This is a genomic window from Blastococcus sp. HT6-4, assembly GCF_039679125.1.
Classification (GTDB): domain Bacteria; phylum Actinomycetota; class Actinomycetes; order Mycobacteriales; family Geodermatophilaceae; genus Blastococcus; species Blastococcus montanus.
The window spans coordinates 117,554-137,670 of record NZ_CP155551.1 but is presented as its reverse complement, the minus strand read 5'-3'; the positions used below and the strand labels follow the sequence as shown (position 1 = coordinate 137,670).

Here is a 20,117-nt window from a genome sequence, read left to right as displayed (position 1 = left end):
CGCAGGCAGAGGTTCCTATGCCTGAGGGGGGCGAGCGATGACGACGAAGCTGTTCGGGGAGCCGGTGCGCCGGCGGGAGGACGCCCGGCTGATCATCGGCAAGGGCCGCTACCTCGACGACATCGGCCACCACGCCCTGGCCGCCGCCTTCGTGCGCAGCCCGCACGCGCACGCCCGCATCACCGGCATCGACGTCGACGCCGCCCTCGAGGTCGAGGGCCTGGTCGCGATCTACACCTACGAGGACCTCGCCGGCCCGATGGCCGAGCCGCTGCCGGTGCTCATCCCGCACCCGCAGCTGCACTCCCCGCGCACCGGGTTCCCGCTGGCCAACGGCGAGGTGAACCATGTCGGCGAGCCGGTCGTCATGGTCGTGGCCACCGACCGGTACGTGGCCGAGGATGCCGCCGACCGGATCGTCGTCACGTACGAGGAGCTGCCGGTCGTCGTCGGCGTGGACGCCGCCCGCGAGGCGCGCTCGTGCGTGCACGAGGAGATCCCCGACAACGTCGCGGCCCGGCACCACCAGGAGACCGGCAACGTCGAGCCGGCGCTGGCCGCCTCGCCCCGCACGCTGAGCTTCACCCAGTACATCGAGCGCAGCGCCTGCATGCCCATGGAGGGCAAGGGCGTGCACGCGAAGTGGAACGCCGACGACGACTCGCTGCGCGTCTACACGAGCACCCAGGCGTCGACGTCGGTGCGCGCGGCGATCGCGGCGAAGCTGCAGCTCTCGCTGGACAAGGTCGAGGTGATCGCGCCCGACGTCGGCGGCGGGTTCGGCGTGAAGATCATGCACCCGTGGCCCGAGGAGCTGCTGATCCCGATGGCGGCGATCGCGCTCGGCCAGGAGGTGAAGTGGGCCGAGGACCGCCGCGAGCACTTCATCGGCTCGGCGCACGAGCGCCAGCAGCGGCAGGAGATCACCGTCGGCTACGACGACGGCGGCCGGATCACCGCGCTCGACGTGCACATCTGGCACGACAACGGCGCCTACACGCCCTACGGGATCATCGTGCCGATCGTGACGGCCACCCAACTGGTCGGGCCGTACGCGCTGCCGGTGTACCGGGTGATCGTGGAGAGCGTCTACACCAACACCGTCATCGTGACGCCGTACCGCGGCGCCGGGCGGCCGCAGGGCTGCTACGCGATGGAGCGGACGATGGACCGCATCGCCGACGAGCTCGGGCTCGACCGCGCGCTGGTCCGCGAGCGGAACCTCATCCAGCCCGACCAGTTCCCCTACGACCACCAGCTGACGTTCCAGGACGGCCGGCCGGTCATCTACGACTCGGGCGACTTCCCCGGCCTGCTGGACAAGCTCCGGACGCTGGTCGGCTGGTCGGAGGCCGACCGGCTGCGCGACGAGGCCGCCGAGCGGGGGAAGCTGCTCGGCGTCGGCATGGCGTTGTACGTCGAGGGCACCGGGCCCGGGCCGTACGAGGGCGGGCACGTGCAGGTGCTCGGCAGCGGCAAGGTTCTCGTGTCGACCGGGCTGACGTCACAGGGCCAGGGGCACGAGACGGCGTTCGCGCAGATCGTGGCGAGCGAGCTGGGGGTGCCGATCGAGGACGTCGAGGTGACCACCGGAGACACCCGGCGCTTCGGGTACGCCGTCGGCACGTTCGCCTCCCGCGCGGCGGTGATGAGCGGCAACGCGATCGCGCTGGCCGCCCGCGGCGTGAAGGAGAAGGCCCTGCGGATCGCGGCCGAGGCGCTGGAGGCCGCGCCGGAGGACCTGGAGATCCAGGAGGGCGTGGTGCAGGTGAAGGGCGTGCCCGGCACGTCCATCCCGCTGCGCACGGTGGCGGTGCTGTCGAACCCGCTCCGGTACGCCTTCGACGAGGCGGCCAGGCAGGCGACGCAGTTCGCCGGCGCGGGCGACGACTCGAAGCCGCCGGTGGCGCCCGGGGACGCGCCGGGGCTGGAGCACCGTGACTACTACTCGCCGATCCGGTCGACGTTCGCCTCCGGGGCGCACGCGGCGATCGTGGAGATCGACCCGGCGACGTGGGAGATCGACGTCGTGAAGTACGCGGTGGTGCACGACTGCGGCAACGTGGTGAACCCGATGATCGTCGAGGGCCAGGTGCACGGCGGCGTCGCACAGGGCGTGGGCGGTGCGCTGTACGAGCGGATGGCCTACGACGCGGACGGACAGCTGCAGAACGCCTCGTTCATGGACTTCCTGATGCCGTACGCGTCGGAGGTCCCGGACATCGACATCGACCACCAGCAGACGCCGTCCCCGCTGAACCCGCTGGGCATCAAGGGCGCCGGCGAGGCCGGGGTCATCCCGGGGACGGCGGCGATCGCCTCGGCGATCGAGGACGCGGTGGGCCGGCGGATCGCGTCGATGCCGATCTCGCCCACGGAGCTGTACGACCTGGTTCGGAACGACTCGTCGGAGATGACCGCCGCGGCGCAGCGCCGCGCGGGGACTGGAGTGATGGCGTGAAGCTCGACGGCTCTGCGGTGCTGCACGGCGACCCCGAGAAGGTCTGGGACGTGATCACCGACCCCGCCGTGCTGGCGCGGACGATCCCCGGCTGCGAGACGCTCGAGCAGGTCGGCGACGACGAGTACAAGATGAACGTCTCCGTCGGCGTCGGGGCGATCAAGGGGACGTACGCGGGCGAGGTGCGCCTGGCCGACAAGCAGCACCCGAAGTGCTACGTCATGCACGCCGCCGGCGCCGGTGCGCCGGGCAACGCGCGGGCGCAGGTGACGATCAACCTCGAGCCGGCCGGCGAGGGGACGACGACGCTGACCTACTCGGCCGACGCCGTCATCGGTGGACCGGTCGCGGGCGTGGGTCAGCGGATGATCACCGGCGTCGCCAAGCGGATGGCGGGGCAGTTCTTCAAGGCGATCGACGACGAGCTGACCGGCAAGGCCGTCCCGACACCTGCCGCGCCTGCCGCCCCGGTTCCCGCTGCTCCGGTCGCGGGCGAGGCCGCTCCTGCCGCGGCCCCTGCGGTGTTCGCGGGCAAGGCAGGCGTTCCCACGGGAGCGCCCGGCGACGTCCAGACCCTCGCGCTCGGCGCCCTCGGCGGAGCCGCGCTGACCCTGATCGGCATCCTGGTCGGCTACCGCCTCGGCCACCGCCGCTAATTTTGGGCCCGCAGGAACAAGACGTCTTCCCACTGCACAAGTCGCTGGGGCACTCGTACAGCCTGCCTGCTCCGCGATCAGCGCGGCGAGCTCCTGCCACCGCGCCGCGTCGTGCGCCGCCGCGATCGCCTCCCAGTCCCCGGGGTGGTAGTTCCGGATCGTCGTCGCGGCAGCCATGGCAGGAACCCTGGTGATCGCCCACGGACCCTGTCCAGTGAATTGGCCTCCGACCATCGCCACCCACGGCCACCGGGCCCTGGACGTGCCAGGGCCCCTCCCGCACCGGGAGGGGCCCTGGTCCGTCGATCAGCTCACCTGGCGGCGCCGGGTCAGCAGGTAGCCGGCCACCGAGGAGACGACCACCCAGCCGGCCAGCACCAGGATCGGCTGCGTCCGCTCCTGGCCCATCGCCAGCTCGAGGGTCGCGTCGACCGGGTCGATCCACGCCACCACGTTCGAGTTCCACAGCCGCAGGATCTGCATCGCACCGAGGATCACCAGGTAGAGCCCGGTCAGCGCCGCCGCCGTGTTCCCCGTCGCCGCGCCCACCCCCGCGCCCGCCACCGCGAACGCCGCGCCGGCGCCCATGACGGCGAGCAGGGCCTGGCCGACGCCGTCCCACGACACGTCGGCCGGCGCGATACCCAGCAGGACGAGCATCGACAGCGCGGCCGCGCCGGCCGCGAGCAGCACGCCGAGCGCGGTCACCGCTCCCGCCTTGGCGGCCAGCACCCGCCCGCGCTGGGGCACCAGCAGGAACGTCGTCTGCACCGTCCGGTGGGTCCACTCACCGCCGGTCGCGAGCACCCCCAGGGCCAGTAGCAGCAACCCCGACATCACGCCGACCACGGCCAGCGGCCCTGCGACGTGCGGGAACTGGTCGCCGGTCAGCCCGAGCAGCGCCATGCCGGCCGGGCCCACGAGGACGGCGGCGGCCGCCAGCGCCTTCCCCGACCGGGTGGACAGCGACTTGCGGATCTCCAGGCCGACCAGCGCCGGCAGTGACGGAGCGGTCCGGCGCACCGGGACGTCGGTGTGCGGAGCAGGAAGGGTCAGGACGTCGGTCATGGCAGTGCCCTTTCGAGAGGTGGCTGCGGTCACGACGCGGCCGTGAGCTGGAAGAAGAGGTTTTCGAGGCCGCGCTGCACCGGGCGCAGGTCGATCAGGGCGTGACCGCCCGCGGCGGCCACCGCACCGACGTCCTCCGGCTGCACCCCCGGCACCACCAGCACGTCGTCGGCCCCGTGTTGCACGTGGAACCCTGCCGACTGGAGCGCGGCCGCCAGGGCGCACGGGTCGACGGCGCGGACCGCGGTGCCGTCACCGCCCAACAGGGTGCTCACCGGGCCGTCGGCGACGATCCGCCCCTGCCCGATCACCAGCAGCCGGTGCACCGTGTGCTCGACCTCGCCGAGCAGGTGGGAGGAGAGCAGCACCGTCCCGCCGCGGGCGGCGTGGCCACGCAGCAGGTCGCGCATCCAGCGGATGCCCTCCGGGTCGAGGCCGTTGGCCGGCTCGTCGAGCATCAGCACCGGCGGGTCCGCCAGCAGCGCCCCGGCGATCCCCAGCCGCTGCCGCATGCCCAGCGAGTAGCCGCCGATCCGCCGCCCGCCCGCGTCGACCAGCCCGACCATGGCCAGCACCTCGTCGACGCGGGACGCCGGGACGCCGATGCCGGAGGCGAGCAGCCGCAGGTGCGTCCGCCCGGTGCGGCCGGGGTGGACGGCGGAGGCGTCGAGGAGCGTCCCCATGACCGCGCCGGGGTTCGGCAGGTCGGCGTAAGGCTTCCCGTCGACGGTCGCCGTTCCGGCCGACGCCGGCACCAGGCCGGTCATCATCCGCATCGTGGTGGTCTTGCCCGCGCCGTTGGGCCCGAGGAAGCCGGTGACGGTGCCGGGTTCGAGGGCGAACGAGACGTCGTCGACGACGGTCCGCCCGCCGTACTGCTTGGTCAGTCCGCTGACCGTGATCATGGGTGCCTCCCGGGTTCGGTGTCAGTACCGAACCTGCCGGGAAAGCACTGGTCAGCGCGTCGGCCGGGAGCCTCGACCTGCGGTCGTCGGACGGCGCGACGGCGTCATCCGAAAGTTGACGCAGGTGAGCCACTCCCGGGCGACCCGCCACCGGGCCCTGCGGAAATACGCTCGGCGCATGCGGCTCCGCGATCGGTTCTGGGGCGGCCTCGGCGCGCCCGGCATCGCGCTGGAGGCCGGTATCGCGCTGCTCGCAGGCGGATCGGTGCTGCTCGGCGTGGGCAGCCTCGGCCCCGTCCCGCTGGCCGAGCTGGCGCTCGTCCCCGGCGCGCTGCTGGTGGCTGCGCTCTTCCTCTTCCTCCGCCGCCGGGCCCCGCTCGTCCCGTTCGCGGCGGGCGCCGCCCTGGCCGCCGCCTCCGTCTCGCTCCTCGGGCCGCTCCTGTTCAGCACCTACGCCGTCGGCCGGTACGCGGGGTCGTGGCGCATCCGAGCGGGCGCGGCCGTCGTCGGCGGGGTGGCCGTCCTGGTGCCGCTGCACCTCGACTCGGTCGGCGATTGGATCGCCGGCGTCGGCAGCGTGGCGCTCATCGTGGTCCTCCCCGGGGCGATCGGGGTGTGGCAGCGCACCCGCACCGAGCTGCTGGCCGCCCTCCGCGACCGCGCCGAGAGGGCCGAGGCCGAGCGGGAGCTGCTGGCGCGGGAGGCGGTGCTCGGCGAGCGGACCCGCATCGCCCGGGAGACGCACGACGCCGTCGGCCACCGGGTGAGCCTCATGGTGCTGCAGGCGGGCGCCATCGAGATGGCCGCGCAGGACGCCGACCGGGTCGCGCAGCTCGCCGGCAACGTGCAGGACGCCGGGCGGCAGGCGCTCGACGAGCTGCGCCAGATGGTCGGCGTGCTGCGCGGCACCGAGGTGGACGAGGCCGCGCCGCTCGGCCCGCAGCCGGGGCTGGAGGACGTCCCGCGGCTGGTGGAGGAGGCCCGCCGGGCGGGGATGAGCGTCGACCTCGCCGGGGAGCCGGCGCGCGTCGATCCCGCCGTCGGCCGGGCGGCCTACCGGATCGTGCAGGAGGCGCTCACCAACGCCGGCAAGCACGCGCCCGGCGCACCGGTGGCGATCGCGCTGGACCGGAGCGCCGACGGACTCGCCGTCCGGGTCCTCAACGGCGCACCGACCGGCGTTCCCGCGGGAACGTCCGGCGGCGGGTACGGCCTGGTGGGGTTGGCTGAGCGGGTGCGCACCCTCGGCGGCCGGTTCGCGGCCGAACCCCGGCTGGACGGCGGCTTCTGCGTCGAGGCGGTGCTGCCCGCGTGAGCGACATCCGGGTGCTGCTGGTCGATGACGAGGAGCTGGTGCGGTTCGGGCTGCGGACCGTGCTGGAGTCGGCCGGCGGGTTCGAGGTGGTCGGCGAGGCGGGCAACGGCGCCGACGGCGTCCGGGCGGCCCGCGAGCTGCGCCCCGACGTCGTCCTCATCGACATCCGGATGCCGGTCCTGGACGGCCTGACCGCCACCAGGCAGATGCTCGCGCTGCCGCAGGCGCCGAGGGTCGCCGTCCTCACCACCTTCCACGTCGACGAGTACGTGCACGCGGCGCTGGCCGCCGGTGCCGGTGGCTTCCTGCTCAAGGACACCCCGCCGCGGGAGATCGCCGCCGCGGTGCGGGCCGTGGCCGACGGGACGGCGACCCTGTCCCCCGCCGTGACCGCCGCGATCATCGAGTCCTACGTGGACAAGAAGGCCGCCCCGCGCAAGGCCGAGGCGTTGCGCCGCATCGCCGACCTCTCCGACCGCGAGCGCGAGGTGCTGGCGCTGCTCGGCACCGGCGAACCCAACGCCGAGCTGGCGAAGCGGCTGTTCGTCAGCGAGGCGACGGTGAAGACCTACGTCTCCCGGCTGCTCACCAAGCTCGACCTGGTCAACCGCACCCAGGCGGCGATCCTCGCCCACGAGGCCGGCCTGCTCGACGGCTGACCGCAGCCGGCCCTCGGCTTCCCAGGGTCCGTCAGCCGGGTCGAGCGACCGTCAACCCTGCGTCGGCGGCCGCGGCGGTAAGCCGGGCGTCGTAGGCCACGAATGCCTCGAGGTCGGGATCCAGGCTCAGAGCGCTGGCCAGGTGCAGCGCATCGAGACTGCGCAGCCCGGGCTCGGGGAGCTCGGCCGCTGCCGCCAGGACGTCGTCGTCGACGGGGACGGTGTCCAGCACGGCGAGGACGGCACGGCCCGGTGCCAGCAGCCGCGTATCGATCCGTCGGCACGCCCGGAGCACCTCGACCCGCGCCAGCGCGCTGCTCACCAGGGGCACGTCCGGTCGATCGGCCAGCCAGGAGCTCAGTTCGGCGCTGTACTCCTCGGCGCGGACCAGCTTCAGCAGGGCCGACGAGTCGAGGTAGATCACAGACGGTCCTCACGGAGGTCGTCGAGCACCTCACCGGTGGACGGTCCACCCGTGCGCACCGGCTCCGGCAGGCGCCGCGGGCTCCTCGCCGGGACCAGCCTCCCTGCGGCCACCAGCCGGTCCCGCGCGGACTGCGAGGGCAGCGGAGGCACGAGCCGTGCGACGAGCACGCCCCGTTCGGTCACCTCGACCGTTTCGCCCGCCTTGACGCGCGCCAGATACCTGCTGGCGTTCTGCCGGAGCTCACGTACGCCGATACGCACCACGGGTTCAAAGTAGCACCGGCTGTGCTACCAGGGCACGTGGGCGACCTCCGCCCGGCAGGCCGGCCTGCCCGGCGGCTGATCGCGGCCGGGGCGGCGCGCGCAGCCCCGCTCCGGCCGCCCGGAGGGCACCATGCGGGTATCCCCGGTCGCAGGCCACCACCTGCGGGAGAGGTCGTGAACTGACATGTCGTGTGACGACGTCCCGGCCGCGCAGATCGAGGTGACCGATTGATCCGGGAGGAGCCCTCGGAGTTCGTCGAGCAGATGTACCTGGCCGTCGCCGAGGAATCCTGGCTCTGGGAGGTGCCGATGCGGACCGGCGACGGGCGGGGCGACCACGCGCCCTGGGACTCGGCCGAGTGCTCCCGCCAGTTGCTCGGCTGGTTCGACGCGGGCCTCCTCGAGGTCTACGGCGACCCGCCGGCGGACACGCCCCGCCCGCGCACCGCCGGGGAGTGGCGGATCTGGAACTCCGGCCACTTCCTCCGCCGCCCGGACGCGGACACCGCACGGGCGGTGCTGGCCGATCCGTCCCGGTGGACCCCGACGTCGGAGGACGGCCACCTCCGGCTGCGCCTCACCGAGGCCGGCATGGCGGCCGACGCCTCCTGGGTCTGAGCCGCGGGCAACATGATCACCACGCGCTGAGGGCTGCCGCGGAGCGTGCCGGGGCAGCCCTCAGCGCGTTCTCACGGGCCGAGCAGGCGGCGGGTCTGGCGGCCGCGGGCGACCAGCGAGCCGTCCTCCGCCCGCAGCTCCACGTCGTCGATGGCGATGTCGGCGTCGCACCACACGGTCCGCTGGTCGACGCGCACCCACGCGCCCGTCCCGGGCACCGGGCCCGCGAGGTGGGCGGTGAGCTCGACGGTGGGCATCGCCGCCGGCACGGTGCGGACGGCGAACAGCGACGGCGGGAGCGCGTCGAGCAGCACCCCGAGCTGCACCAGCGACTCGAGCTCCCCACCGCGGATGCGCACCCACGCGTGCAGCCGCGGCTCGGTGCCCCCGGCGAGCGGACGCGAGGTGCCCAGCGCCCGGATCTCGGTGTGCTCGGCGACCGGCACGTACGCGCGCGGCAGCTCGAACGGGACGCCGTCGGCGACCCGCGGCGACTCCGCCGGCGCACCGTGCTCGATCCCCGGGGAGGCGGGGCGGGCGAGGGTGAGCGTCTGGGCCACCGCGCGCAGCTCGCCGTCCTGGATCAGCTCGCTGCGCACGCTGCCGGTGCGGGCGCTGCGGTCGGCCGCCGCCGTCACCACCGCCTCGACGCCGGGGGCGACGCCGCTCAGGAGGTGCGCGGTCACCGCGCGCGGGGGCGCCCCGGCCAGCGCTGCGGCGGCGGCCAGGAGGTGGCCGACGACCAGCCCGCCCTGCGTGCTGGTGAACGACCGCCAGCTCGGGTCGAACACGAGGCGGGTCCGGTCGAGGAGGGGCGGGGCGATGTCCATGGCGTCTCCGGTGAGGTCAGCGAGCGGGCAGGTCGGGGTGCTGGGCGCGGCCGATGGCGAGCGCGAGGGCACTGGCCCCGGCAGCGAGGACGGTGACGAGCAGCCAGCCGCGGTCGGCGCCGGGCAGGGCCCCGCCGTTCCCGGCCACTGCGGCCAGCAGCAGGGCGACGCCGAGCGTGGCGCCGAGTTGGCGCGCCGCGCCGAAGGTGGCCGAGCCGGTGGCGAGCGCCGCCGGCGGGAGTGCCGACGACACGGCCGCGGACAGGTTGGTGAGGGCGAGCCCGACGCCCAGGCCGGTGAGCAGCTGCCCGGGGAGGAACTGCGTCGCGTAGTGGGCGTCGGCGCCGATCTGCGTGAGCCACCAGAGCCCGCCGAGGGCGAACAGGGCGGTCCCGGCCGCGGCGACCACCCCGCACCCGATCCGGGCACCGAGCCGCCCGGCAGGGACCGCCGTCAGCGCGGCCACCAGCGGGCCCGGCACCAGCGCGAAGCCGGCCTCGATCGCCGAGTAGCCCCAGCCGCCGGTCAGCCACAGCACGTTGCCTAGCAGCATCGCGGCGAAGGCGGCCATGAACGCCGCCACGGCGAGGCAGGCCAGCGAGAACGCCCGGGCGCGGAAGAGCGGCAGCGGGAGGACCGGGACGAGCCCCAGCGGGGCACCGGCGGCCCGGGCGACGACCAGCACGCCGGCGACCACGGCCGCGGCCAGCAGCCCCAGGACGACGCCGTCGCCCCAGCCCCGCTCGGGCGCCTCGACCAGCGCGTACGCCAGCGCACCGACGGCGAGCACCAGCAGCGCGGTGCCCACCACGTCGGGCCGGCGCGTCTCGGCGGCATCCCGTGACTCGGGCAGCACCCGCAGGCCCACCGCGAGGGCGGCGACCACGACCGGCAGGTTCACCAGGAACACCCACCGCCAGGACACCTCGACCAGCAGCCCGCCGATCGGCGGCCCGAGCGCGGCGGCGACGCCCCCGACGGCCGACCAGACCGCGATGGCCTGCGCGCGCCGGGCCGGCGCGAAGGTGTGCAGCAGCAGCGCCAGCGACGTCGCCGTCACCATCGCCGCGCCCACGGACTGCACGCCGCGGAAGGCGACCAGGCTGCCGACGCCCCAGGCCAGCGCACAGCCCAGCGACCCGGCGCCGAAGGTGGCGAGGCCGGTGAGGAAGACCCGCCGCCGGCCGATGCGATCGGCGACACGGCCGGCCGGGGCGAGCAGGGCGGCGAAACCGATCGTGTAGCCGTTCAGCACCCAGGACAGCGCACCGGTGGAGGCGTCGAGTGAGCGGCTCAGCGCCGGGAACGCCACGTTGACGATGAACAGATCGAGGCTGGCGAGGAAGACCGCCGCGGAGACCACGAGGAGCACGAGGCCCGGACGGGTGGTCGTGGAATTCCGTCGTTCCGCCGTCGTGCGCATGGGCACTCCCGTCGCCTTGATGGTTCGACAACCGAACCAAGTGGCCGGGACGCTACACGATTCGGTTCGACATGCGAACCTTGTGGCATGACGACGCGACTCGACGAGCTACCGGGCCGGCGCTGCTCCATCGCGGGCGCGCTCGACGTCGTCGGCGACCGGTGGGCGCTGCTGATCGTCCGCGAGGTGTCGCTGGGCGCGCACCGGTTCGGCGAGATCCTGCGGGGCACCGGCGCACCGCGCGAGCGGCTGGCGGCCCGCCTGACCGCGCTGGTGGACGCCGGGGTGCTGGAGCGGCGGGAGTACAGCCGGACGCCGCCGCGCGCCGACTACCACCTGACCACGGCCGGGCTCGACCTGCTCCCGGTGCTGCAGTCGCTGATGCAGTGGGGTGACCGCTACGTCGCCGACGTCCCGCCGGCCGAGCTGCACCACCACGGGCACCGCATCTCCGCCTCCTGGACCTGCGACGTCTGCGGGGAGCCGGTGGGCCGGGGCACCGAACGGCGCGTGCCCGACGGCAGCGAGCCCGGGCACGGCCCGCTCCCCCGCTGAGCCGGCCTCACGCCGGGCGGACCTCCAGCGGGATGCCGGTCTCCCGCTCGGAGATCTCCCACAGGACGTCGATCCGCTCCTGCAGGCCGAACCGTCGCAGGATCGGCCGGCGAACCGCAGGCCCGTGCGAGCCGAACCGCGGCGCGTACAGCTCCCCGCCCGTCGCCCGCGGGTCGGTCGCGGCCCGCAACTGCGGCCGGGCGCCCTCGAACGGCGTCATCCCCGACCGCGCCGTCAGCGCCTCGAAGAAGGCGCCCACCCAGCCGGCACCGCCCTCCCGCACCGACCGCGCCTGCAGGTCGGTGTCCGACAGCCCCGGGTGGGCGACCAGCGACGACGCCGCGACACCGGCCCCGGCGAAGCGCTGCTGCAGGCCCAGGCCGAAGTGCAGGTTGGCCATCTTGGCCCGCGCGTACGACGCCCATGCCCCGTAGCTCCGCGTCATGTGCGGATCGTCCGGATCGAGCCGCCGGGCGCGGTGGCGCGCCGTGCTCGTCACCGTGACCACGCGCGCGGCCGGCGCCGCGAGCAGGGCCGGGAGCAGGCGCGCGGTGAAGGCCCAGTGCCCGAGATGGTTGACGCCGAGCTGCAGCTCGAACCCGTCGGCGGTGGTGCGCTGCGGCATCGCCATCACCCCGGCGTTGTTCACCAGGACGTCGACGCGCCCGTGCCCGGCCAGGATCGTGCCCGCGGCGGCCGACACCCTCGCGAGGTCGCCCAGGTCCAGCGGCACCACCTCCAGCGACGCCGCCGGGTACCGCCGCCCGATCCGCGTCACCGCGGCCGTGGTCTTGGCGCGGTCCCGGGCAGCCACCACCACGTGCGCGCCCGCTCCGGCCAGTGCCAGCGCCGTCTGGAAGCCGAGCCCGCCGTTGCCGCCGGTCACCACGGCCGTCCGCCCGCTGAGGTCGGGGATGTCCTTCTCGGTCCAGGCCATGGGCGGATCCTCCACGAGCGGGCGGACGCCATCGACCCGGCGCCGCGCACGACGACCGGTCAGTACAGCCGGCCGGTGGCCTTCAGCTCGACCGCCGTCAGCACCTCCCAGCGGATCGCCGAGCTGCCCGGCCGCACCAGCCGCCAGTAGCGGTCGAACCGCCGCCGGGTCTCGGCGTCGGTCGAGGCCACGCGCGTCTCCGAGCTCAGCTCCGTCCCGCTGCCCCGCGGCGTCAACCGGAAGTCCATCGCGGCCTTCACCCAGCCGCGCTGGGTGAAGGAGCGCAGCCCCTCGGCGTCCAGCCGCGGGCCGCGGTCGCCACCGGAGGGCCGCCAGGCCTGCAGCGCGCCACCGAACAGCAGCGACGACGGCGGGTCCGAGACCAGCAGCGGCACCGGCAGCGCGTCGAGGAACGGCCGGTCGTGCAGCAGGCCGAACCCACGGCCGGCCAGGACGACCGGGAGGAACCGGGCGGCGCCCAGCGCCAGCGTCACCGGCAGCATGCTCAGCCGCGTCTCGTGCAGGGCCTCCCACACCACCGCCGGCGGGGCGGGGATCCAGCGCGCCTGCCGGGTGACGTGCTCGGGCCGCGGGAGCACGTCGTCGAGACCCACCGGCCTGCCACCGGCCGGCACGGCAGGGCGGACCAGCGCCTCGACGAGGGGCGCCGCGCCCTCGCCCGGAGCCGCCCGCCCGGGCGCATCGGTACCTGACACGGGCGTTCCTCCTCGGGCCGCGACGGGCCGGTCAGCCCAGGGCGTCGTAGACGGCGCGGACGTAGGCCTCGCTGCGCGGCGAGCCGATCAGCCCGCCGCCCATCCGGTTCATCATGTAGGTGATCGTCAGCCGCCGGTCGAGGTCCATCACCGCGAGCGAGCCGCCCCAGCCACCCCAGAACAGCGTGCGCCCCTCAGGCACGTAGGGCACCGTCGGCGAGCCCAGGCAGAAGCCCATGCCCCACCGGAACGGGGCGCCGAGCACCAGGTCGACGCCGTCGGCCTGCTGGTCGAACACCAGGTCCACCGTCGAGGGCGACAGCAGCCGGACCCCGCCGGCCTCGCCGCCGAGTGACAGCGTCCGCAGCACCTTCATCACGCCGCGCGCGTTGGAGTGGCCGTTCAGCGCGCCCATGTCCGCGGCCCGCCACTCGGGCGAGTTGGCCGCCTTCGCCGAGGCGAGCGGGCCGGTGAAGGTCTTCACGGCCACCGACTCCGGGTCCAGCGCGCGCGGGTCGACGTCCGGCGGCGGTGGCGGCACCACCGGGGCGATGCGGGACACCTCCGACTCGCGGGCGCCGATCTGGAAGTCCGCACCCAGCCGGTCGGCGATCTGGTCGGCCACGAACTTCTTGAACGTCGTGTTGGTGATCCGCCGGACGATCTCGCCGACCAGGTGCCCCTGGTTGTTCGCGTGGTAGCCCGACGCCGTCCCTGGCTCCCACCACGGCCGCTGCTGGGCCAGCCGCTCGGTGGCCGTGTCCCAGTCGTACATGTCGCGGATCGAGAACGGCTGTTCCCAGCCCGAGACGCCGGAGGTGTGCGACAGCAGGTGCCGCACCTGCACGTCCTTCTTGCCCTTGGCCGTGAACTCCGGCCAGTAGTCCCCCACCGGCGCGTACAGGTCGAGCTCGCCGCGCTCGACCAGCATCAGCGCCGAGAGCGCCAGCACGCACTTCGTCGTCGACCAGACGTTGACGATCGTGTGCTCCGACCACGGCTGGGTGCGCGCCTCGTCCCGGTACCCGCCCCAGAGGTCGACGACGGTCTCGCCGTCGAGGTCGACGGCGATCGACGCGCCGAGCTCCTCACCGTCCAGGTGCTCGGCCAGCGCCTCGCGCACCCCCGCGAACCGCTCGTCGCACCTGCCGTGGACCTCGGCCATGAACCCTCCTCGTCACCGGCGCACCCGTCGTGGCCGCCCGGTCCGATGAGATCACGGCCACAGCGGGTCCGGCACCCGCGCCGCAGGCCGGGCCGTCAGGACGCGGGGCCCCGCGGCCGCGGGGCGCGGCGCCGCAGCTGGCTCTTGGCGCCGTACATCGCGCGGTCGGCCCGGGCGATGACGTCGTCGGGCGGCTCCCCCGGGTGGCCGACCGCCGCCCCCACGCTGACCCCGATCAACAGCGGCCCGTCGGGGCCGGGGAACGGCGCGCCCAGCCGGGCGACGACACCCCGTGCCAGCCTCGCCAGCTCGTCCTCGCTCCCGAGCGGGCAGAGGATGACGAACTCGTCGCCGCCGAACCGCGCCACCAGGTGCTCGTCACCGGCCACCTCGACCAGCCGCGCGGCCGCCTCGGCGAGCAGCTGGTCGCCCACGCCGTGGCCGTACTGGTCGTTCACGCGCTTGAAGTCGTCCAGGTCGCAGAACAGCACGCCGCAGCCCGGGGCGTCCGGCGTCTCGAGGCGCCCGCGCAGGGCGTCGAACAGGGCGCCGCGGTTGGCGATCCCGGTCAGCAGGTCGGTGCGGATCTGCTGGTGCAGCCGCGCCTCCCGCGCCCGGTCGTCGGTGACGTCGATGCCGACGCAGGCGATGGCATAGGGCCGCCGCTCGTCGTCGTGCAGCACGGTGTTGCGCATGGTGATGCGGCACAGGTTCCCCCGGCCGTCGACCCAGTTGGCCTCGAGCGGACCGGCCTCGCCGCGGGCGATGGCCAACCGCGTGGCCTCCTGCGCCTTGGGCACGTCGTCCGGGACCACCCAGACCTCCCAGAACCGGCGGCCGAGGAGCTCGTCGTCGGCGCGGCCGGTGAACCGCTGCAGGGCCGGGTTGGTCAGCAGGATCCGCCCGTCCGCGTCGACGATGCACAGCAGCGCGTCCACCGCCTGCACGAACGCGTGCGCGAGCTCGGCCCGCTGCCGGTCCGAGGCCGCACCGGGCTGCGGGGATGGACCTCCCTGCGCAGACACCTGGCCACACTCCCGCGGTCAACAGACGGACAGTTCCGTACGGAGCCGAGAAGATACGTGGGAAGCGCGCGTTCCGGGGCCCTGGATAGGGCTGCCCCGGAAACGGGCGCTTTCAACCTGAATCGAGGCACCCGTACGGGCTGTGACCAGGGAGTTCCGATCCGCTGCCGGAGATCAGCGGGCTGCGGCGAGGAACGGGTAGTCGGTGTAACCCTCCGGCCCCGACGCGTAGAAGGTCGCCGGGTCGGCCGGGTTCTCGGGGTGCTCGCCCGCCCAGCGCTCGACGAGGTCGGGGTTGGCCAGCACCGGCCGGCCGACGGCGACCGCCTCGGCGTGGGCGGCCTCGATCAGCTGGACGGCCTCCGCACGGGTGGTGACCGTGCCGAAGCCGCTGTTGGCGATCAGCGGGCCACCGAACCGGCGGCGCAGCTCCTGCACCAGGTCCCCCGCGGGTTCCACGTGCAACACGCTCAGGTAAGCCAGACCGAGGGGGCGCAGCCCGTCCATGAGGGCACCGTAGGTGGCCAGGACGTCGGCGCGGTCGGTCTCCAGGGCGTCCTGGATGTTGTGCTCCGGGGAGATGCGCAGGCCCACCCGGCCGGCCCCGACCGCCTCGGCGACGGCGGTGGCCACCTCGATCACGAAGCGGGCGCGGTTCTCCGGGCTGCCGCCGTAGACGTCGTCCCGCCGGTTGGACGCCGGGGACAGGAACTCGTGCAGCAGGTAGCCGTTGGCCCCGTGCAGCTCCACGCCGTCCAGCCCGGCGTCGACGGCGCGCTCCGAGGCGGCCACGAAGTCGGCCAGCGTGGCGCGGGCCTCCTCGGTCGTCAGGGCGTGCGGCACGGGGAGCGGCTTCTTCACCCCGCCACCGACGTGCACCTCCCCGTCGATGGCGATCGCGCTGGGGGCCACGACCCGCGTGCCGGTGAGCTCTGGATGCGAGACCCGCCCGCCGTGCATGAGCTGCATGACGATGCGGCCGCCGCGCGCGTGGACCGCGTCGGCCACCCGGCGCCAGCCGGCGGCCTGCTCGTCGGTGACGATCCCGGGCTGCCCGGCGAACGCCCGCGACTCGTCGTTCGGGAATGTCCCCTCGGTGATGATCAGGCCGACGCCGGCGCGCTGCTCGTAGTGCTCGACGACGATGTCGCGCGGGATGCCGGCGCGGCCGGAGCGCATGCGGGTCAGCGGTGCCATGACGACGCGGTTGGCCAGCTGGAGGTCGCCGAGCCGCACGGGGGAGAACAGGTCCATGTCGCGCGCAACCGGACCCGTGGCGGCCGGATTCCGCACGAGGCGTTCATCACGCGCGCACCGGCTCCCGCGCGGGATCAGCCGGCGAGGACGGCGTCCCGCTGGGCGATGCCGGCCAGCCGGGCGTAGCGGCCCCCGAGCACCATGAGCTCCGCGTGCGTGCCCTGCTCGGCGACCCGGCCCCCGTCGAGGACGACGATGCGGTCGGCGTCGCGCACCGTGGACAGCCGGTGGGCGATGGTGATGGTCGTGCGGCCCCGGGCCGCCTCGTCCAGCGCCGCCTGCACGGCCCGCTCGGTCTCGTTGTCCAGGGCGCTGGTCGCCTCGTCGAGCACCAGCACGCGTGGGTCGCGCAGCAGCGTGCGGGCGATCGCCAGCCGCTGCTTCTCCCCGCCGGAGAACCGGTGCCCGCGGGCGCCGACCACGGTGTCGTAGCCGTCGGGAAGGGCGGCGATGACCTCGTGCACCTGGGCCCGGCGGGCGGCGTCGACCATCTCGGCGTCGGTGGCGTCGGGCTTGGCGTGCCGGAGGTTCTCGCGCACCGTGCCGTGCAGCAGGTAGGTCTCCTGGGCGACGACGCCGACGATGCGGGCCAGGTCTGCCAGCGCCAGGTCGCGGACGTCGATCCCGTCGATGAGCACGCGGCCGGTGGTGGGGTCGTTGAGCCGGGCGACGAGCGAGGCCAGCGTGCTCTTGCCGGAGCCGGTCTCGCCGACCAGCGCCAGGGTGGAGCCGGCGGGCACGGTGACGTCGACCTCGACGAGCGCGGGACGCACGCCGTCGGGGTAGCGGAAGCCCACCGTCTCGAAGCGCACCTCGCCGCGCACGGCGGCGGGGTCGACGTGCACGGGGGAGTCGGGGTCGTCGATGTCGACCGGCAGGTCGAGGTACTCGAAGACGCGGCTGAACAGGGCCATCGAGGCGGTGAGCGAGACACCGATGTCCAGCAGCTGCATCAGCGGACGGAAGAGCGCGGCCTGCAGCGTCGTGAAGGCGACCAGGGTGCCGATCGTCATCCCGCCGGAGGTCGCGGGCAGACCGGCGGCGAGGTAGATCAGGGCCGGGATGCCGGCGAAGACGACGCTCATGGTCGCCATCCGCCAGCGGCCCGCCAGCTGCGAGCGCACCTCGAGGTCGACCAGGTGCTCCGACGTGCCGGTGAACCGCTGCGACTGCGCGGGCCCGGCGCCCAGCGTCTTGCCGAGCAGGACGCCGCTGACGCTCAATCCCTCCTCGACCTGGGAGTGCAGGTCGGCCAGGTGCCGCTGCCGCTCGGCGGTGATGGTGCGCCGCATGCGGGCTACCCGGCGGGTCAGCCACACCGCCGGGGGCAGCACGATCAGCGACAGCAGGGACAGCCGCCAGCTCAGCACGGCCATCGCCACGACCGTCCCGATGACCGTGGTGGCGTTGGCGGCGAAGGACGTCGCCGTCGAGGTGACCACCGACTGCATGCCGCCGATGTCGTTCATCAGCCGCGACTGCACCTCCCCGCCCTTGGTGCGGGTGAAGAAGCCCAGCGACTGGCGCTGCAGGTGGGTGAAGACCGCCGTCCGCAGGCCGTGCATGACCCGCTGCCCCACCGTCGTCGACAGCCACGTCTGGACGACGCCGAAGACCGAGGTCACCACGGTGACGGCCAGCATCCCGCCGACCGCCCAGAGCAGCAGCTCCACGTCCTGCTCGGGGATCGCCTCGTCGATGACCAGGCGGATGAGGAACGGGGTCACCAGGGCGACGGCGGACGACGCCACGATCAGCCCGACCACGACGACGAGCTGCCAGCGGTAGGGGTGGAAGAGCGCGGCCACCCGATTCCAGCGGACGGGGGAGCGCGCCAGTTGCGCGCGGTCGGCCGGATCGGGCCTGCGGCCGGCGTTCATGCCGCCACCACCGCCACCGCCACGGTCGCCGCCACCACCGCGGCCGCCGCCCATCATCAGTTCGCTGATGTCGTCACCTCCCGGATCGGTTGCTGAGGTTACCTCATCGTGTGGGAACCGCCGGTTCTTCGCTACCATTCCCCCGTGGCGGACGACGGGACCGGCGAGCTGGGCGACCTGCTGATGCGGGTGGCGCGCACCCAGCGGCGCCGGTGGCGCGATGCCCTCGCCCCGTGGGACCTCTCGCCGCACCAGGCCCGGGCGCTGCGGGTCATCTGCCAGCGGGACGGCGTCCGGCTCTCCGACCTCGCCGAGTCGCTGCACATCGCCCCGCGCTCGGCGACCGAGGTGGCCGACGGGCTGCAGGAGCGGGGGCTGGTCGAGCGCGCCCCCGACCCGCGCGACCGGCGGGCGGTGCTGCTGCGGCCCACCGACGAGGGCCGCCGGATCCGGGGCGAGGTCGGGCGGGCACGGGCCGCGGACTCCGCCGAGCTGTTCGCCCGCCTGGACCCCGAGGACCGGGCGACGCTGGCCCGGATCCTGCGCACGCTGACCGACTGACCGCCGCGCCCCGGCGACAATGTCGCCGACTCGACCGCCGTCCGGGGAGGCCCGATGAGGGACCAGCTGGGGATCGACTGGGGGACGGCCGGCCTGGTCGTCCTGACCACCGTGGCCATGTACCTGGTGCTGGTCCTCTGCGTCCGGCTGCTCGGCCAGCGCAGCCTGGCGACGATGTCGAGCTTCGACCTCGGCTGCGCCATCGCGCTCGGCGCGGTGATCGGCCGGACGGCGCTGCTGCTCGATCCCACGCTGCTGACCGGGGTCGTCGCGCTCGTCACCCTCTTCGCGACGCAGATCGCGCTGGTCAGGGCCCGGCGCAGCCGCTGGCTCGACCGGCTGCTGAACCGGCCCCCGGTGCTGCTGATGGCCGGGGACACCCCGCTGCGGGAGAACATGCGGCAGGCCCACGTCGCCGAGGACGAGCTGCGGCAGAAGCTGCGGATCGCCGGGATCCGGCACCTCGGGGAGGTGCGCTGCGTGGTGCTCGAGCGCACCGGCGCGGTGAGCGTGGTGCGGCAGTCCGAGCCACTGGACCCGTGGCTGTTCTCCGACGTCCCGGGAGCCGAGGGCCTCTGCGCGCCGTCCGACGAGCCGGGCACCCGCCGGACGGCGTCCTGACTACTGGCTCTCCGGCGGGTGCTCGGCGCGCCACCGGTCGAACGTGTCGAGGAAGGAGACGGCCATCCGGTGCTCGGTGAGCACCTCCTCCCGGTCCCGCTCGTCGACCATCCGCTCGCTCAGCGCGAGGGTGTTGAACTTGATGGCGCGGAAGTAGGGGATGAAGGCGCCGGGCGTGAAGGCCCGCTTCGACGGCCGGGGCTCGACGCCCTCGGGCGCCCACGGCTCGGGTTCCGGCAACGCCGGGAGGCCGAGCGCCTCGACGGCGGCCAGCACCGGCTCGTCGTCGGGCCGGTCGGTGAAGTCGCGGGAGAGCTCGCGGAACACCTCGCGGCCGTCCGGGCCGACCGCGACGACGACCGGCCGGAAGATCGACGCGTCGTCGTCCCAGGCGCCCAGCGGCCGGGCCAGCCGCTCACCGTCCGGGTCGCTCACCCAGCGGAAGGGGACGTGCCAGGTGCGGTCGAACGCGAGCTGGACCTCGGGGGGATCGACCGAGGCGAGCACCACCTCGGTGCCGGCGGCGGCGAGGCGGGGCAGGGACCGGGCCAGGCGGACCGCCTGGGCGCAGCAGTAGGGCTACCAGTCGCCGCGCAGGCCGACCAGGAGCAGGGCCGCGCGGTCGTCGGACCGCAGTGCGAGCAGCTCGGTGGTGTCCATCACCCGACCCTAGGGACATCGGCCCGCAGCCGCGACCGACGGCACGTTCTCGGTGATCAGCCGGGAGAAGATCGGCGACGGCAGTTCGGTGCTGCCGTACACGGGCGGCGGCTGA

General features: G+C 74.4%; 20 protein-coding genes and 1 pseudogene. 8 read left to right on the top strand and 13 right to left on the bottom strand.

Features of this window, described 5'->3' with window-relative positions:
* The first annotated feature begins 37 nt into the window (after positions 1 to 37).
* On the top strand, positions 38 to 2,461 hold the full coding sequence (gene cutA / locus ABDB74_RS00655; RefSeq protein ID WP_346620989.1) for an aerobic carbon-monoxide dehydrogenase large subunit: 2,424 nt from the start codon (positions 38 to 40) through the stop codon (positions 2,459 to 2,461).
* Positions 2,458 to 3,117 carry a carbon monoxide dehydrogenase subunit G gene (locus tag ABDB74_RS00650; protein WP_346620988.1) on the top strand — a complete coding sequence of 220 codons (660 nt, stop codon included), beginning with the start codon at positions 2,458 to 2,460 and terminating at the stop codon, positions 3,115 to 3,117. Before cutA ends, ABDB74_RS00650 begins: the two co-directional genes overlap by 4 nt.
* Positions 3,118 to 3,423: 306 nt before the next feature.
* On the opposite strand, the gene ABDB74_RS00645 is transcribed toward ABDB74_RS00650, so the two are convergent.
* Together ABDB74_RS00645 and ABDB74_RS00640 are read right to left on the bottom strand one after the other, a co-directional pair.
* The gene (locus ABDB74_RS00645; RefSeq protein WP_346620987.1) at positions 3,424 to 4,185 is read right to left on the bottom strand and encodes a hypothetical protein; all 762 of its coding nucleotides are present in this window, start codon (positions 4,183 to 4,185) and stop codon (positions 3,424 to 3,426) included.
* A gap of 29 nt (positions 4,186 to 4,214) precedes the next feature.
* A complete protein-coding gene (locus ABDB74_RS00640) occupies positions 4,215 to 5,090 on the bottom strand; it encodes an ABC transporter ATP-binding protein (protein ID WP_346620985.1) in 876 nt (291 codons plus the stop codon).
* Positions 5,091 to 5,268: 178 nt separating this feature from the next.
* Here ABDB74_RS00640 and ABDB74_RS00635 point away from each other — a divergent pair, with 178 nt between their 5' ends.
* Both ABDB74_RS00635 and ABDB74_RS00630 read left to right on the top strand, forming a co-directional pair.
* Positions 5,269 to 6,405, top strand: a complete 1,137-nt coding sequence (locus tag ABDB74_RS00635) for a histidine kinase (protein ID WP_346620984.1) — start codon at positions 5,269 to 5,271, stop codon at positions 6,403 to 6,405.
* Positions 6,402 to 7,064: a response regulator transcription factor gene (locus tag ABDB74_RS00630; protein ID WP_346620983.1), complete on the top strand. Its 663-nt coding sequence runs from the start codon at positions 6,402 to 6,404 to the stop codon at positions 7,062 to 7,064. Before ABDB74_RS00635 ends, ABDB74_RS00630 begins: the two co-directional genes overlap by 4 nt.
* 31 nt (positions 7,065 to 7,095) lie before the next feature.
* Here ABDB74_RS00630 and ABDB74_RS00625 read toward each other — a convergent pair whose 3' ends face one another.
* Together ABDB74_RS00625 and ABDB74_RS00620 are read right to left on the bottom strand one after the other, a co-directional pair.
* Entirely contained in the window at positions 7,096 to 7,488 is a 393-nt protein-coding gene (locus tag ABDB74_RS00625; protein WP_346620982.1) for a type II toxin-antitoxin system VapC family toxin, read from the bottom strand.
* Complete coding sequence (locus ABDB74_RS00620; RefSeq protein ID WP_346623824.1) at positions 7,485 to 7,751, bottom strand: type II toxin-antitoxin system prevent-host-death family antitoxin; 267 nt, start codon at positions 7,749 to 7,751, stop codon at positions 7,485 to 7,487. The genes ABDB74_RS00625 and ABDB74_RS00620 overlap by 4 nt, the downstream gene beginning before the upstream one ends.
* Before the next feature lie 231 nt (positions 7,752 to 7,982).
* On the opposite strand from ABDB74_RS00620, the gene ABDB74_RS00615 reads away from it, so the two are divergent.
* Positions 7,983 to 8,372: a hypothetical protein gene (locus tag ABDB74_RS00615; RefSeq protein WP_346620981.1), complete on the top strand. Its 390-nt coding sequence runs from the start codon at positions 7,983 to 7,985 to the stop codon at positions 8,370 to 8,372.
* A gap of 71 nt (positions 8,373 to 8,443) precedes the next feature.
* Here the strand turns inward: ABDB74_RS00615 and ABDB74_RS00610 are convergent, their stop codons facing one another.
* Complete coding sequence (locus ABDB74_RS00610) at positions 8,444 to 9,202, bottom strand: thioesterase family protein (RefSeq protein ID WP_346620980.1); 759 nt, start codon at positions 9,200 to 9,202, stop codon at positions 8,444 to 8,446.
* A gap of 16 nt (positions 9,203 to 9,218) precedes the next feature.
* Positions 9,219 to 10,625, bottom strand: coding sequence for an MFS transporter (locus ABDB74_RS00605; RefSeq protein WP_346620979.1), 1,407 nt, complete (start codon positions 10,623 to 10,625; stop codon positions 9,219 to 9,221).
* An 87-nt stretch (positions 10,626 to 10,712) separates the two neighbouring features.
* On the opposite strand from ABDB74_RS00605, the gene ABDB74_RS00600 reads away from it, so the two are divergent.
* Positions 10,713 to 11,180, top strand: a complete 468-nt coding sequence (locus tag ABDB74_RS00600; RefSeq protein ID WP_346620978.1) for a helix-turn-helix domain-containing protein — start codon at positions 10,713 to 10,715, stop codon at positions 11,178 to 11,180.
* Positions 11,181 to 11,187: 7 nt separating this feature from the next.
* On the opposite strand, the gene ABDB74_RS00595 is transcribed toward ABDB74_RS00600, so the two are convergent.
* The 6 genes from ABDB74_RS00595 to ABDB74_RS00570 form a co-directional block, all read right to left on the bottom strand.
* Positions 11,188 to 12,117 (bottom strand): SDR family NAD(P)-dependent oxidoreductase, encoded by a 930-nt coding sequence (locus ABDB74_RS00595; RefSeq protein WP_346620977.1) that lies wholly within the window; start codon positions 12,115 to 12,117, stop codon positions 11,188 to 11,190.
* 59 nt (positions 12,118 to 12,176) lie between these two features.
* Positions 12,177 to 12,833 (bottom strand): hypothetical protein, encoded by a 657-nt coding sequence (locus tag ABDB74_RS00590; RefSeq protein WP_346620975.1) that lies wholly within the window; start codon positions 12,831 to 12,833, stop codon positions 12,177 to 12,179.
* A gap of 31 nt (positions 12,834 to 12,864) precedes the next feature.
* Entirely contained in the window at positions 12,865 to 13,998 is a 1,134-nt protein-coding gene (locus ABDB74_RS00585) for a serine hydrolase domain-containing protein (protein WP_346620974.1), read from the bottom strand.
* Positions 13,999 to 14,093: 95 nt separating this feature from the next.
* Positions 14,094 to 15,023: a GGDEF domain-containing protein gene (locus ABDB74_RS00580; RefSeq protein WP_346620973.1), complete on the bottom strand. Its 930-nt coding sequence runs from the start codon at positions 15,021 to 15,023 to the stop codon at positions 14,094 to 14,096.
* Positions 15,024 to 15,197: 174 nt separating this feature from the next.
* A complete protein-coding gene (locus ABDB74_RS00575) occupies positions 15,198 to 16,277 on the bottom strand; it encodes an alkene reductase (RefSeq protein WP_346620971.1) in 1,080 nt (359 codons plus the stop codon).
* Between the two features lie 77 nt (positions 16,278 to 16,354).
* On the bottom strand, positions 16,355 to 18,160 hold the full coding sequence (locus ABDB74_RS00570; RefSeq protein WP_346620970.1) for an ABC transporter ATP-binding protein: 1,806 nt from the start codon (positions 18,158 to 18,160) through the stop codon (positions 16,355 to 16,357).
* Positions 18,161 to 18,304: 144 nt separating this feature from the next.
* On the opposite strand from ABDB74_RS00570, the gene ABDB74_RS00565 reads away from it, so the two are divergent.
* Both ABDB74_RS00565 and ABDB74_RS00560 read left to right on the top strand, forming a co-directional pair.
* On the top strand, positions 18,305 to 18,721 hold the full coding sequence (locus ABDB74_RS00565) for a MarR family transcriptional regulator (RefSeq protein ID WP_346620969.1): 417 nt from the start codon (positions 18,305 to 18,307) through the stop codon (positions 18,719 to 18,721).
* Between the two features lie 54 nt (positions 18,722 to 18,775).
* Positions 18,776 to 19,342, top strand: a complete 567-nt coding sequence (locus ABDB74_RS00560) for a YetF domain-containing protein (RefSeq protein WP_346620968.1) — start codon at positions 18,776 to 18,778, stop codon at positions 19,340 to 19,342.
* Here the strand turns inward: ABDB74_RS00560 and ABDB74_RS00555 are convergent.
* Positions 19,343 to 19,909: pseudogene (locus tag ABDB74_RS00555) on the bottom strand (peroxiredoxin family protein); the annotation flags it as partial. It lies immediately after the preceding gene.
* Positions 19,910 to 20,117 lie beyond the last annotated feature (208 nt).